The 12,450-nt window shown below is 55.8% G+C and carries 15 protein-coding genes; 7 read left to right on the plus strand and 8 right to left on the minus strand.

The window, feature by feature from the left end:
• Nucleotides 1-5: 5 nt before the first annotated feature.
• The 5 genes from PHE17_RS15270 to PHE17_RS15290 form a co-directional block, all read right to left on the minus strand.
• Complete coding sequence (locus PHE17_RS15270; RefSeq protein WP_301016761.1) at nucleotides 6-1,244, minus strand: cation:proton antiporter; 1,239 nt, start codon at nucleotides 1,242-1,244, stop codon at nucleotides 6-8.
• Between the two features lie 80 nt (nucleotides 1,245-1,324).
• Nucleotides 1,325-1,636 carry a ferredoxin III, nif-specific gene (fdxB, locus tag PHE17_RS15275; protein WP_301016762.1) on the minus strand — a complete coding sequence of 104 codons (312 nt, stop codon included), beginning with the start codon at nucleotides 1,634-1,636 and terminating at the stop codon, nucleotides 1,325-1,327.
• A 9-nt stretch (nucleotides 1,637-1,645) separates the two neighbouring features.
• Nucleotides 1,646-1,858, minus strand: coding sequence for a CCE_0567 family metalloprotein (locus tag PHE17_RS15280; protein WP_301016763.1), 213 nt, complete (start codon nucleotides 1,856-1,858; stop codon nucleotides 1,646-1,648).
• A 12-nt stretch (nucleotides 1,859-1,870) separates the two neighbouring features.
• Nucleotides 1,871-2,344 (minus strand): NifX-associated nitrogen fixation protein, encoded by a 474-nt coding sequence (locus PHE17_RS15285; protein ID WP_301016764.1) that lies wholly within the window; start codon nucleotides 2,342-2,344, stop codon nucleotides 1,871-1,873.
• Between the two features lie 72 nt (nucleotides 2,345-2,416).
• Nucleotides 2,417-2,848 carry a NifB/NifX family molybdenum-iron cluster-binding protein gene (locus tag PHE17_RS15290; protein ID WP_301016765.1) on the minus strand — a complete coding sequence of 144 codons (432 nt, stop codon included), beginning with the start codon at nucleotides 2,846-2,848 and terminating at the stop codon, nucleotides 2,417-2,419.
• A 268-nt stretch (nucleotides 2,849-3,116) separates the two neighbouring features.
• On the opposite strand from PHE17_RS15290, the gene PHE17_RS15295 reads away from it, so the two are divergent.
• Nucleotides 3,117-3,263: a hypothetical protein gene (locus PHE17_RS15295; RefSeq protein ID WP_301016766.1), complete on the plus strand. Its 147-nt coding sequence runs from the start codon at nucleotides 3,117-3,119 to the stop codon at nucleotides 3,261-3,263.
• Between the two features lie 11 nt (nucleotides 3,264-3,274).
• On the opposite strand, the gene nifN is transcribed toward PHE17_RS15295, so the two are convergent.
• The 3 genes from nifN to PHE17_RS15310 all read right to left on the minus strand — a co-directional run bounded on the left by nifN (nucleotide 3,275) and on the right by PHE17_RS15310 (nucleotide 6,674).
• Complete coding sequence (gene nifN, locus PHE17_RS15300) at nucleotides 3,275-4,663, minus strand: nitrogenase iron-molybdenum cofactor biosynthesis protein NifN (protein WP_301016767.1); 1,389 nt, start codon at nucleotides 4,661-4,663, stop codon at nucleotides 3,275-3,277.
• Nucleotides 4,656-6,056 carry a nitrogenase iron-molybdenum cofactor biosynthesis protein NifE gene (nifE, locus tag PHE17_RS15305; protein WP_301016768.1) on the minus strand — a complete coding sequence of 467 codons (1,401 nt, stop codon included), beginning with the start codon at nucleotides 6,054-6,056 and terminating at the stop codon, nucleotides 4,656-4,658. Before nifE ends, nifN begins: the two co-directional genes overlap by 8 nt.
• A 210-nt stretch (nucleotides 6,057-6,266) precedes the next feature.
• A complete protein-coding gene (locus PHE17_RS15310) occupies nucleotides 6,267-6,674 on the minus strand; it encodes a LysM peptidoglycan-binding domain-containing protein (RefSeq protein WP_301016769.1) in 408 nt (135 codons plus the stop codon).
• Nucleotides 6,675-6,898: 224 nt separating this feature from the next.
• Between PHE17_RS15310 and PHE17_RS15315 the strand changes: the two genes are divergently transcribed.
• From PHE17_RS15315 to nifV, 6 genes are all read left to right on the plus strand, one after another.
• A complete protein-coding gene (locus PHE17_RS15315; protein ID WP_301016770.1) occupies nucleotides 6,899-7,366 on the plus strand; it encodes an STY0301 family protein in 468 nt (155 codons plus the stop codon).
• 165 nt (nucleotides 7,367-7,531) lie between these two features.
• Nucleotides 7,532-8,092 carry a hypothetical protein gene (locus PHE17_RS15320; protein WP_301016771.1) on the plus strand — a complete coding sequence of 187 codons (561 nt, stop codon included), beginning with the start codon at nucleotides 7,532-7,534 and terminating at the stop codon, nucleotides 8,090-8,092.
• Nucleotides 8,077-9,588: a SagB/ThcOx family dehydrogenase gene (locus PHE17_RS15325; protein WP_301016772.1), complete on the plus strand. Its 1,512-nt coding sequence runs from the start codon at nucleotides 8,077-8,079 to the stop codon at nucleotides 9,586-9,588. The genes PHE17_RS15320 and PHE17_RS15325 overlap by 16 nt, the downstream gene beginning before the upstream one ends.
• A complete protein-coding gene (locus PHE17_RS15330) occupies nucleotides 9,585-9,782 on the plus strand; it encodes a hypothetical protein (RefSeq protein ID WP_301016773.1) in 198 nt (65 codons plus the stop codon). The genes PHE17_RS15325 and PHE17_RS15330 overlap by 4 nt, the downstream gene beginning before the upstream one ends.
• Complete coding sequence (locus tag PHE17_RS15335; RefSeq protein WP_301016774.1) at nucleotides 9,779-11,137, plus strand: (Fe-S)-binding protein; 1,359 nt, start codon at nucleotides 9,779-9,781, stop codon at nucleotides 11,135-11,137. The genes PHE17_RS15330 and PHE17_RS15335 overlap by 4 nt, the downstream gene beginning before the upstream one ends.
• A gap of 161 nt (nucleotides 11,138-11,298) precedes the next feature.
• Nucleotides 11,299-12,450 carry a homocitrate synthase gene (gene nifV / locus PHE17_RS15340; RefSeq protein ID WP_301016775.1) on the plus strand — a complete coding sequence of 384 codons (1,152 nt, stop codon included), beginning with the start codon at nucleotides 11,299-11,301 and terminating at the stop codon, nucleotides 12,448-12,450.

Here is a 12,450-nt window from a genome sequence, read left to right on the forward strand (position 1 = left end):
AGCTGTTAGGCGTTTTCCAGCAGCCCCAGTTTCCCGGCAAGCCACTTGGTGGTGGTGGCTTGGATCAGGATGGTCATGAGGATGGCGATGAAAGTGACGGAAGCAATGATTTCCGCCCCCGGTGCTTTCATCCCCACCAACATGCCTGCCAATGCGCCCGGAATGACCCCGGTTTCACGTGTCCAGCACATGAACAGCAGTTCTTTCATGTCCCATTTCGCCCGACGGTCAGGCAAGGCGCAGAGGAAAACGGTTACAGGGCGGGCAATGAACATGAAAATCACCACCACCAGTGCGCCACCAACCAGATACTGGTTCATCAGCGCGAAATCCACTTGCGCCCCCAGCAGGATGAAAATGAACATGCGCATGATCAGCGCCGTGGTCAGGATGTAATCTTCCAGCTTTTCAGCTTCACGCTCTTCCATCTTGAAGCCGAAAATTTCCTTATTGCCCAGCATAATGCCGAACACGAACACCGCCATGAAGCCGGAGGCATGTGCGCCATCCGCCCCCATGTACGCTCCAATCACTGCCATTAGGCTGACAATCGGTGCATATTCAGTCAGGAAGTTCATTTTTTCATGCGCAATCAGCAGCGCCGCCAGATAGCCCAGCGCCCCGCCAACCATAATGCCCAAGACTGATTCCCAAGCCAGCTCCATCAGCACGTGGCTGAGTGAAAACTCGCTTTGCCCTGTCGCCAACCCCAAAATCACGAAGACGATGATCGCCCCCATCGCATCGTTGAAAGCCGATTCGCTCATGACCGTCTGCGCCACCCGATCTTTAATTTTGACCTGACGGAACACCGGAACCAGTGTGGCAGGGTCGGTGGAAGCAATGGTTGCCCCCAGCAGCAAGGCCACCATCGGCGCAAGCCCCAGAATGTAATAGGCCGCTACGCCGGTAATCGCCGCCGTGATCAGCACCCCGACCGTGGCAATCACCACCAGCGTAATCCACACCTCTTTCAACACTTTAAGGCGGATCGACGCGCCCCCATCGAAGAGGATGTAGCACGAACCAAAAATCAGGATAAGTTGGTTCATGGTCGAATCGGCCTTGATGTCCACCAAGCCCAGCATCGCAGGCCCCAAGCACATCCCAACCAACAAAAACACCACCACATCGGGCACTTTCAGCTTGTTAGCGACGATACTGAAAAACGTGCCAACCCCCAGTATCAGACCAAACGACAACAGGATGTGCTTGGCTAACTCAATCGCAGGCGAAGATTCCATAACATTTTCTACCGAAGTTTTAATTAATGCGGGTACGCTAACCGACCAACACAGAAATATCCACTACATTCGGCTACGTATCAGGCTTCCAGCGTCTGCGGCGCGTGGCTCATGCACTTCTTCGGGCAGACTTTTGAACAGGCTTGGCAGCCGATGCAATCCAACACGTTTTTCAAATTCATCACCATCGTGTTGTCGTCATCGTCGTAACTGTCGTCGCTGTCATCGTCTTCTTCCAGCTCCAGTTCGTCGCGTTCCACCAGTTCAAATACGTCACGCGGGCAAACTTTATAGCAGCGTCCGCAGCCGATGCATTTGCCTTGGTTCAAGGTGGTGATGAAGGCGGGTGTCCAAGCGATGCCGCCACGGGTAAGGCCAGTGATGGGTTCCATGTGTGTTCCTCAATTGGCAGCTTCAGCGGCCTGTAATTTGGCGTTGGCTTCTGCCCACACGAGGCAGGCGTCGTAGGTAGCTTGCGCGATGGCAGGCAATTCTTGATACCCAGCGGGCAGCTTGTCTTCCACCAGATCGTGCAAGGCGCTGGCGTGTTCGGTAGCAATCCGCTTGGCTTTGCTGACCGCTTTTTGCAGGGCTTTGAGTTCTTCCGGGGTCATGTTCCGGCCTCCTTACAAGCCTGCAACGTCGGAATATTTCCCGACCAGATTCAAGGCAACAGACAGCAGCTTGTCAGCCTCATCCTTCATTTTGGACAGCGACTCGAAACCAAAGCGGTGAATGTCACGCAAAGTGCGGTCAACCACCACCAGCTTACCGACCGTGATCAGCACCCGCCCGAAACCTTCGTGCGAAATATTCATCATCGGCACTGCCATCAGCCCGCATTCTTTTTCGATCAGCGCAGCAATCGCGTTGTAAAACACTTTGACGCGGGCAACGATGATTTCATCCGGGTCGCCAATGATCGGGATTTCGCGTTTCATCGCCTTGGTCACAACGAAAGGCTCCAGAATTTTAGCCGGGGTGTAATTGTCATACGCGCCGTAGCTGTCGAGCGCCCGCATCTGGCGCAACATTTCGGTGGCGAAATCGGTGTTAAGGACGGGATCGTCGCTGGCAATTAACGTGCTTGCTTCACTCATGGGGTATCTCCTTTAATAAATTCTTGCTCCCCTCGCCCCTTGAGGGAGAGGGGCTGGGGGTGAGGGGGTTCTTCATTCGTCCCAGCCTTCGGCTTCCATACTGTCGAAGCGTTGGGCACTGGGGCCTTGCAGGCGTTTGATCGCTTGTGCCAGCCATGCGCTAGGGCCTTGGCGCAACTCTTCCTGCAAGGCTTCGATCAGGCCGCTGATTTCCGCCCCCGCACTGACTTTCACTGGCTGGATATTGGCAGCTTTGAGCTTGGCGACAGCAGATGCACCGACCGCTTGCGAATACACCGCCACGCAACCTTCCAGCGCGGCAATCTTGGTATCGAGCTTGTCTTCATTGCCGTCCATTGCCAGCTTGCCGAACTGGGTCGCTTCCACCAGTTGCACGGCTTCCGGGGTCAGGGCGTAAATGGCAAACGATTCCGCCGCGCCGAAATGCTGGTCGATGTGTTTCATGTCGGTGGACGCAAACGCGACCTTGATGGCTGTTTCCATGCAATGTTCCTCAGTGTCTTGTCCGAGTACTGTAAGCCGCCGTGTCAGAACCGCCATATCTGCCTGCCTCGTTATCCTGACTTTATCGGGGGCGGGAATCCCCGCCAGTTTTTAAGAGTATTGCAATGCCTGTGCCAGTTTGCTAAGTCGTTGTTAATGTTGATTTGTTATGCTGGTGTGATTGTCGGCAATGCGACAAAGCCCAAAAGGTATGGGCGATCTGCGACATGAACTGCTAATTTTTATAACTACAATAAGGAGATAAAGGATGAACCTGAAAAAAAACCGTTGGTCACTGCCCGCTTTTGGCTTGCTGCTATCTGCCATCTTGGTGATGACATTAAGTGCCATTGACCACAACAAAGCGGCGGTGGTTGCCGGAAACAACCCACCGCCGTGTTCTGTTAATTGCTAAATGAAAAGCAGTTAATGCCGCGTATGGGTCACTTCCCCATCCCGCTTCTGCGCATAAATCGACTGATACGGATGAATCTCGCCCTTCTCCAGCGACAGTAAAATATTCGCCAGATCAAACAAGGTCTGGCGCGTTCCCGTATACCCAATCCACTGGCGTTGGTAGCCGCCCAGCAAGTCGTATTGTGGGAAGCCAGCACGTAACAGCGGAATACCCAGCCGCAACGCCGTTTCCTGCCCGTGCGAATTGCAAATCAGCACTTCGGCTTCGTTGGCATCTGCGGCTTTTTCCAAATCTTCCAGGTCGCCGATATGCACCTTGTCGGTAGCTACCCGCGCCAGCACCGCAGCGTTAGAAGGGGCAACTGCCGCGACGGTATACGCGCCGTTTTCCGCCAGCAATTGCGAAAAGGCATTGAGCAAATCCGGGTCAGCCGCAATCGCAAAGCGCGACAGGCCGAGCATGAAGTGCGTATCCAGCATCGCATCCTGCAATTGCGCCCGCTGGCGTTGCAGCTTGGCTGGCACAGGTTCAGCGGAAATCGTGTGCAGGGTATGGACGAACTGGTCGTTGGCTTCCAAGCCCATCAGGTGCTCGAAGCGGTAATCCGGCACGCCGGTTTTCTTGTGCAAAGCGTCAGCAGCGGCGTGTAACGATGCACCGATAACCAGCGTTGCCAGTGAATCCCCCAGCGTTGCCATTTCAGACACCAGCGTGCCGCCGATGGTCAGCGGGCTGAAATCTTCATCCGGCAAATGCCCGTCAAGCGAGTCCGACAAATCGGGGATCACCACTGGGCGCAGGCCGAACAGTTCAATAGTGTCTTTCAGGGCTTCCAAATCGCCGGGGGTCAGCGAAGCATTGACCAGCACATTGACCTGACGCGGGCGTTTGCCGGGTTGCGTGCCAGCGCTTTCCGCATCGGGCACGAGCGTGGTAATGATCGCTTCCACCGCTTTGGCGAAACCGCTTTCCAAACAACCGCTGAAGTCAGGCGTGGAAAGCGGCACGACCGGAATGGCGTTGTATTCGGGGTATTTCTGGCGGAATTCTTTCACTGCCATGACCACATCGCTGCCCTGTGTTTCAGCAAGCCCGGTAGTGGGCACGCCGACCAGCGATGGGGTGTTTTTGCTGCAAATGGCTTTCAGCCCTTCCACCACATTTTCGTCGGAACCCATCACTGCCGCGATTTGATCCATCGCGCTGGTTTGCAGCGGGATCGGTTCGCGGAAGTGGCGCACGAAAAATACTTTGCCGAAAGCGGTGCAACCCTGCGCCCCGTGCAACATCGGGATGGCGCGGTGGAAGCCGAGAAATGCGAGTGCTGCACCCAAAGTTTGGCTAGCTTTCAGCGGGCTGACCGAAAGGGCTTTGTTGCGTTTGGTGATCTCAGCCATGAGCGGCCTCCTTGGATATTGCCCACGGTGCGGGTTTACGCACGGCTTGCCAGATCGGGCTTTCGACCGTGAGGGCGAGTTGTTTGGCAAGTTCCAACATGCCTTCGTAGCCCGCGTAACCGAATTCGCGCTCCTGATTGATGTCGAGGAAGGGGATGCGGGCTTTGAGCGCGGTGTACATATTGCGCCCACCTGCGATCAGGATGTCGGCCTTATAATCACGCACGATGTTCAGCAAGGAACGCGGGCTGCCGTCTTCAACCATCTTGGTGTTTTCACCCATCAGTTCGCGGATGCGGGCTTTGTCTTCCTCGGTGGATTTTTTCGTGCCGGTAGCGACCACGGTCATGCCCAAATCTTGCAAGGCGGAAACGATTGACCACGACTTCACCCCACCGGTATACAGCAGCACGCGCTTGCCTTGCAGACGTTTGCGCCACGGCTCCAAGGCTTTATTGATGCGGGTTTCTTCGCTGGCAATCAAGGCTTCGGTACGGGCGGTGAGGTAAGGGTCTTCAATCAGGCGGGCGAAATCGCGTAAGGCTTTGCTCACATCCGCCACGCCGTAGAAGCTGCCTTCAAACCACTTGCTGCCGAAACTGTCTTCGAGCTTGCGGGCAACATTGAGCATGGCTTTGGAACACACCATCATGTTCACTTTGGCGCGGTGCATGGTCTGCACTTCGTGGAAACGCGCATCGCCGGACAAGGTGCAAAGGACACGGATGCCGAGGTGGTCGAGCAGCGGCAATACGTGCCAGAGTTCGCCCGCAATATTGTATTCGCCGACCAGATTTACGTCGTGGACTTTGAAAGTGTCACTTTCAGCACCGTATGGCAGCGGGTCGGGTTCGCGGGTTCCACACACGTGTTTCACCATCGCGTCACCAGCAATGCGGTTGCCCAAGTTTTTCGTGCCGTAAAATCCGGCGCAATCAATCGGCACGACCGGGGTTCCCCAGCGTTCTTGCGCGGATTTGCAGACCGCTTCGATGTCGTCACCGATCAGCGCGGGGATACAAGTGTTGTAAACGAATACGGCTGACGGGGAATAGTTGTCGATGGCCTGTTTGATGGAGTGGAACAGGCGTTTTTCGCCACGCCCCATGATCACGTCTTGCTCAGTCAGGTCGGTAGTCATGCCGATCTTGAACAGGCGCGAACCGCTGGAACGGGTTCCCCGGTTATCCCACGAACTGCCTGCGCAAGCGATGCTGCCGTGGACAATGTGCGCCACATCCGCAATCGGTAACAGCGCGATTTGTGCACCATCAAACGCGCAACCACCCGCTGATGCGCCGGGTTTGGGGCGGGCGCAGCCGGACTTTTCCTTTTTGTTGTGGGAACAGGCTGGTTCATCCAGCAGCGCGGCGATGTCTTTGGACTTCATCATGGGGCAGTACCTCGGTCAGTCTATAAGGGAGGTAGTGCAAAGGCTGTGCCAGACACTTAAGTATTTGTTATTTATTGGTTATCAGCATGACTGGATTGTAAGGAACATGACAATGGGTAAAGCAGGATGGGGGATGTAACACAAAAAAAAAAGCAGGCTAACCCGGTTTTACCCGAATTAGCCTGCCTCTCCCTATGCTTTAAGTGTAGCTCAACGGACGCGCAAACGTTGGCCTACAAAAATTTTGTCACCGCGCAGGTGGTTCAGCCGTTTCAACTGAATAACCCGCACGTGGTATCTGATAGCAATGCGGCTGAGCGTGTCACCCCGGTGTACGCGGATATAACGTGCTTTCTGATGATGCCGTGGCTGCCGCTGCATCTGATCCGGTTTGTGCTGCGCAGATGGCATCCCCATCCCCGGCTTATCCGGCATTTGCTGCCCCATACCCGGCATCCCCGGAGGCGGTGGAGCCATTTTGACAGGCACTTGCTGTTGCATTTGCTGCTGTTGCTGTTGCTGCATGGGGTCAGGGTCTTTCGCAAAAGCGGCATTCCCCATTGTTGCGACCACAAATACAGACGCTACTGCGGCTACCATGAAATTACGTATTTTCATGATTATTCTCCTTTAACTGATTATTAAATATTTAGCCTCTCTTCAAGCTTAGTTCATTAAGCGTATAAAGTTAGGGTTAAAATGTAAAATTGTGTAAAACGCATGATTTGGGCGAGATAGTGCTAACGGGGTGTGTCATAATTATCCCAAGCTAGTTAAAAAGCTTATGAGCAGAAAATAAATGCATTTTATTTTTAAATAATATTGACTGTAGGTTTATGAAAATGACAGCAAAATGGCTTTTTTTAGTAGTGGCATCAATACTTTCACAGGGTGCTATTGCGGATGACTACACCTGCCCAGCATCGCTGGAGATTAAGGAAAAATTGGTTTCTGAATCAACTGAGTGGCTTGGCATGTATGAGAAAGCATCGGGGGAAATTGCCTATACCAATGGCACTGAAATCAGTGACGCCGTTAAATTGATAGACGTTTCGCTCTATTCCGGCGAACCCAAAGACCAAGCAGCCCTCGTGCCGGACAATGCCGATACCCTGAGCGAAGAGGAAGGCGATGCATTGTGGTCTTTTAGCAACGCGGATGCGCAAAAGACACAACCGATCTACATTGTCTGCCACTATGAAGCTTCCAACATGGGCGTATTCAAGAAAACAGCAGCGCCCGTTAAATCTTGCACTTGGCATTTCAAACCCGAAGCGGAAAACAATGTCGTGAGCTGCGTCCCCTACTAATTCGTAGCACGCAAATCCAATGTCACAAAGCCGACAAACTGTGTTGCATTTGTCGCTTTGTGATTTTTTGGGAAATCCCGCAAGCGCTTGATAATAAATTGGTTTACGGTAATGGCACGTTTCCTGCTGTAACGTAGGCATTTGCTTACCTGACAAGGAGACACCATGCTGCTCGATACCTACAAAGCCCAAGAACTCATCTGGCTCACCACTATCAATGGCAAAACCAAGAATGGCATGAATGCGTTTCGCGGCGACCTGATCGTCAAACTCGGCGAATTCAACGAAGTCGCCAACAAACGTAATCCGCCGGAAGCCGTGATCAAGGAAGCGGTAATCCTCGCCGATGACACCAGCCTGTTGATGGTGGTCGGCAACTTCAGCGACATCCTCGAATTGCCGGAATTCATCAGCCGTTTCACCGCCGACCTCGCTGCCGAGTGCAAACCGATTTTCTTCATCGACAACCTCAAAGAAAGCGTGGTGGTAGATGTGGATGGACGCCAATACACCCTGATTCCGCTGCCTTCCGGCATGGTTTGGAACGAGTTGCTGGATTTGTGCTACCTCGACAAGCACGACCTCAAGGGGCAATCCACCGAAGACAAAGTGGTGACAACTTACAATTCGCTGAAAAGCTACAAGCCGAAATTCAAGGCCGCCACGCTGGATGAGGCGATTTCCAACCGTACCGAAGTCAAACGTGAAGTTTGGGGTGCTGTCTGACAGTCCGCGCCTACCACGAGCGCACCAAACACCGTCTGGATGCCTACGCCCAAGGGCCGCAGTATTTGGATTGGGATCAGCAGCCGAACCCGTTTCGGCGGTTTGCGGGGGCGGAAGTGGTAGAGCTGCCGTTGCAGGGGGAGGGAGGCATTGCCGCCCTGCTCGAACTCTCGCTCGGCCTATCCGCGTGGAAACAATACGGCCCTGACCGCTGGGCATTGCGTTGCAACCCGTCCAGCGGCAACCTGCATCCCACCGAAGGCTACGTTATCGCCAACGGTATCAACGGGCTGGGCGATGGTGTTTACCACTACGCCCCGCACGAACACGCACTGGAATTACGCGGCAAACTGGCAGCCACCGCTTCCCCGCCGCAACTCCTGCTTGGCCTGAGTAGCATCGCGTGGCGCGAAGCCTGGAAATACGGCGAACGCGCTTTCCGCTACGTGCAACTCGATGCCGGTCACGCGCTTGGCGCAATCCGTTACACAGCCGCCGCACTAGGCTTGCAGGTAGAGTTGCTACCTGTCACCGATGCTGAAATCGCCGCTTTGCTAGGGCTGGACAGAATCGCCGATTTCACGGGCGCAGAAGCTGAAGACCCCGACATGCTGCTACGCATCCACACGGGTTCAACCGCTCCCTTCCGCCTCCCCGCAGTCACGCAATGGTATGGCACAGCCAACGCCCTCGGCGGCCTCCCCAAACACACATGGCCTGTCATCGACGAAGTAACCGAAGCCACAATTTGCCATTCCCGTAGGGGCGTATCGCATACGCCCTCTTCAGGCGTTCCTGAACCCCAACCCGACCTCATCCCGCTGATTCGCCAACGCCGCAGTGCCCAAGCCTTCAGCGGTAAAACCAGCAATCTGCCCCGCGACACGTTCTACGCGATCTTGTCCGCCTTATTGCCTGCAAGCAATCCCGTGCCGTGGGATGTGTGGACGCTGCCCATTCGCTTGCATCCGATATTATTCGTGCATCGCGTCGAAGGTTTGCCCACTGGCCTGTATGCCCTGCCCCGCCATTCCGCAGCCGAAATAGCTTTGCGCACGGCGATGAACCCTGATTTCCTCTGGCAAACACCAGAAGATTGCCCCGCTGAATTGCCGCTGTTCCACCTGCTGGAAGCCGATGCCCGCAAAGCTGCCCGCACGCTTTCCTGCCATCAGGACATTGCCTCCACCAGCAGTTTCAGCCTCGGTATGTTGGCGGAATTCGACGCAGGCTTGGCGGAAGGCGCACACGTTTACCGCCACCTCTACTGGGAAGCCGGTTTAATCGGGCAAGTGCTGTACCTTGAAGCCGAAGCCGCCGGAGTACGCGGCACGGGCATCGGCTGCTTCTTCGACGACAGCGTACACGAGGTATTGGGTTTGCAGGATACGCAATTCCAAAGCCTCTACCATTTCACTGTGGGCAGCCCCGCCATCGACACCCGGCTGGAAATGCTGCCCCCTTATTCCCACCTACCCGAAGAACGCCAACCATGACCGCAGCCGAAGAACTTGCCGACCTGAAAGCCCGCATCGCAACGGTATTTGCCCAACGCGAACAACTGAAACAAGCCATGAATGCAGGCAATATCGCGCCTCGCCAAGGCTTCCGCGAACTGGAAAGCGTGGATGAGGAACTCTCCGCGCTGGATTTGCGTTTCAAACAATTGTGGGATGCGCAGCAAACATGAAAACCTTCCTCGACTGGTCAGCCTACAAGGATGCAGGCATGGGCGATGCCTACGCCGACATCCCCAAAACCGGCGGCGATTTCGCCAAAGCCGTGGCAGTGTGCATCAATAGCCGCCAATGCGAAGCTGACGGCAAGCAAGTGATGTGCCCCAGCTACCGTGTTAGTGGCAATACCCACTTTTCCACGGGCGGGCGGGTGCGTTTGCTCAAAACCGCGCTGAACAGCGAACTGGTCGATGCCGCGCTGGCTGACCCGACGCTGGCAGAAGCGATGGACTTGTGCGTAGGTTGCAAAGGCTGCAAGCGCGAATGCGAGGCCAGCGTGGACATGCCGCTGATCAAAGCCGAATACCTCGCCCAACGCGCCGCCCGTAACGGTTTGAGCCTGCGTAGCCGCTTGTTTGCGCATACGCCGCGTTGGTTACACCGTGCGCCCTGGCTCAAAACGCTGGTGACATGGCGCAACGCCAGTCCTTTGCTGGCAGGTTTATCGCAACGCTTCCTCGGCTTAAGTGCGGCACATGCCTTGCCCCAACCTGCCGCCACAGCCTTCCAAACACCGACAACCGAAGCAACAGCAATGGCTGGCTTGCCGGAAGTGGTGTTGCTGGTTGATACCTTCAGCCGCTATTTCGAGCCGGAAATCCCTGCCGCCGCTATCGACGTATTGCACGCAGCGGGCTATCGCGTCCACATTGCTGCACCTGCCGCCGATGTGCCGGATGCGGAACGTCCCTTGTGTTGCGGGCGCACCTACCTTGCGCAAGGCATGATCGAACAAGCACGCGCCGAAGCCCAACGGCTAGTCGACAGCCTGTTGCCGCACGTACAAGCAGGGCGCGTCATCGTCGGGCTGGAAGCCTCGTGCGTACTGGGTTTACGTGATGATGCGCAAGCACTGGGCTTGGGGGAAGCCGCTGCCACCGTGGGCAAAAGCATCTTGCTGCTGGAAGAATTCCTCGCCAAAGAAAGCACCGCCAAACGCCTGAACCTGCCCCTGCACGCCCTGCCACGAGGCGAAACCCTGATCCACGGGCATTGCCACCAAAAAGCGGTCGGGGCGTTGAAAGCCATGCGCCGTGTGCTGAAACTGATTCCTGCCCACGAGTTTTCCATTATCGAAGCCGGGTGTTGCGGCATGGCAGGTACGTTTGGGCTGGAAACCGAACACGCGGCAATGGCGGGCGAAATGGCAGAACAGGGCTTACTCCCTGCCTTGCGCGAGAAACCGCAGGCGCGGGTGGTAGCGAATGGCTTTTCCTGCCGTCACCAAATGCGGGTGCATGGCGATGAACGGGCGCAACACTTGGCACTCCTGTTGAAAGCGGCCTTGACGCCATCACAGCAGGTGTAAAGCCTGTCGGTTTCCACACAAGCCACCACCCGCTTGCGCGTGTCGCAAACTCGACAAAACTAACGCATAAACCCGCACATAGCCAAATAAAAACAATGGCTTAACAACTATGGCACAAGTCTTGCTGAGATCAAGCAAAGATCATCAGCAAGGCGAACACCATGCACCACAGCAAGCGTTTCATCACCATCAACGACACCACCCTGCGCGACGGCGAACAGTCCGCCGGGGTGGCTTTTTCCCGCGCGGAAAAGCTGGCGATTGCACGCGGGCTGGATGCGTTGGGCGTACCCGAACTCGAAGTCGGCATCCCCGCGATGGGCGAGGAAGAGCGTGATTCCATCCGCGCCGTTGCCAGCCTCGGTCTGAATGCGCGGCTGATGGTGTGGAGCAGGATGCGCCGCGACGACATCCTGCTGTGCCGCGATTTGGGGGTGGATATGATCGACATTTCCATCTCGGTTTCCGACCAGCAAATCACCCACAAGCTCAAGCGTGACCGCGCTTGGGTATTGCAGCAAATCTGGGCGCACGTACAAATCGCCAAAGACTTGGGCGTTGGCGTGTGTGTTGGCGGGGAAGACGCTTCCCGCGCTGACCGCGATTTCCTGCTACAAGTGCTGGCAACGGCAGAGGCGGCGGGCGCACAACGCTTCCGCTTCGCCGACACGGTGGGAATTCTTGAACCGTTTGCCACCCACGACTGGATGACCTCATTGCGGGCGCATACCGACATGGAAATCGAAATGCACGCGCACGACGACCTCGGTCTTGCCACTGCCAACTCGCTTGCCGCCGCCCGCGCAGGCGCTACCCACGTCAATACCACCGTCCACGGCCTTGGCGAACGTGCTGGCAATGCCCCGCTGGAAGAAGTGGCGATGGGATTGAGCCGCTTCTACGGGCTGCAATGCGGCATCAACCTGAAACGCTTCCCCAAGCTCTCGTTGCTGGTTGAGAAAGCCTCGGGGCATTCGGTCGGCTGGCAGAAAAGTCTGGTCGGCGAAGGCGTGTTCACCCACGAATCCGGCATTCACGTCGACGGTTTGCTGAAAGATTCACGCAATTACCAAGGTGTTGATCCGGCGGAGATGGGGCGGCATCACCAACTGGTGCTGGGCAAACATTCGGGCAGCCACGGGGTACAACGGGCTTATTCCCTGCTCGGCGTACAGCTTGACCATGAACAGGCGGAAGCGATTCTCGCGCTGGTACGGCGCTTTTCCACCCAACACAAACGCCCACCGACGGCGGACGATTTGCAGCAGTTTTTGCAACAAACTTGTGTGACGGAGGTGGGGATATGTCATTAA

Source organism: Thiothrix sp., assembly GCF_028714775.1.
GTDB lineage: Bacteria > Pseudomonadota > Gammaproteobacteria > Thiotrichales > Thiotrichaceae > Thiothrix.

Coding starts and splice junctions, on each gene's coding strand:
- PHE17_RS15270 (WP_301016761.1), bottom strand. CDS start 1,244: ATGGAATCTTCGCCTGCGATTGAGTTAGCCAAGCACATCCTGTTGTCG.
- fdxB (WP_301016762.1), bottom strand. CDS start 1,636: ATGGAACCCATCACTGGCCTTACCCGTGGCGGCATCGCTTGGACACCC.
- PHE17_RS15280 (WP_301016763.1), bottom strand. CDS start 1,858: ATGACCCCGGAAGAACTCAAAGCCCTGCAAAAAGCGGTCAGCAAAGCC.
- PHE17_RS15285 (WP_301016764.1), bottom strand. CDS start 2,344: ATGAGTGAAGCAAGCACGTTAATTGCCAGCGACGATCCCGTCCTTAAC.
- PHE17_RS15290 (WP_301016765.1), bottom strand. CDS start 2,848: ATGGAAACAGCCATCAAGGTCGCGTTTGCGTCCACCGACATGAAACAC.
- PHE17_RS15295 (WP_301016766.1), top strand. CDS start 3,117: ATGAACCTGAAAAAAAACCGTTGGTCACTGCCCGCTTTTGGCTTGCTG.
- nifN (WP_301016767.1), bottom strand. CDS start 4,663: ATGGCTGAGATCACCAAACGCAACAAAGCCCTTTCGGTCAGCCCGCTG.
- nifE (WP_301016768.1), bottom strand. CDS start 6,056: ATGATGAAGTCCAAAGACATCGCCGCGCTGCTGGATGAACCAGCCTGT.
- PHE17_RS15310 (WP_301016769.1), bottom strand. CDS start 6,674: ATGAAAATACGTAATTTCATGGTAGCCGCAGTAGCGTCTGTATTTGTG.
- PHE17_RS15315 (WP_301016770.1), top strand. CDS start 6,899: ATGACAGCAAAATGGCTTTTTTTAGTAGTGGCATCAATACTTTCACAG.
- PHE17_RS15320 (WP_301016771.1), top strand. CDS start 7,532: ATGCTGCTCGATACCTACAAAGCCCAAGAACTCATCTGGCTCACCACT.
- PHE17_RS15330 (WP_301016773.1), top strand. CDS start 9,585: ATGACCGCAGCCGAAGAACTTGCCGACCTGAAAGCCCGCATCGCAACG.
- PHE17_RS15335 (WP_301016774.1), top strand. CDS start 9,779: ATGAAAACCTTCCTCGACTGGTCAGCCTACAAGGATGCAGGCATGGGC.
- nifV (WP_301016775.1), top strand. CDS start 11,299: ATGCACCACAGCAAGCGTTTCATCACCATCAACGACACCACCCTGCGC.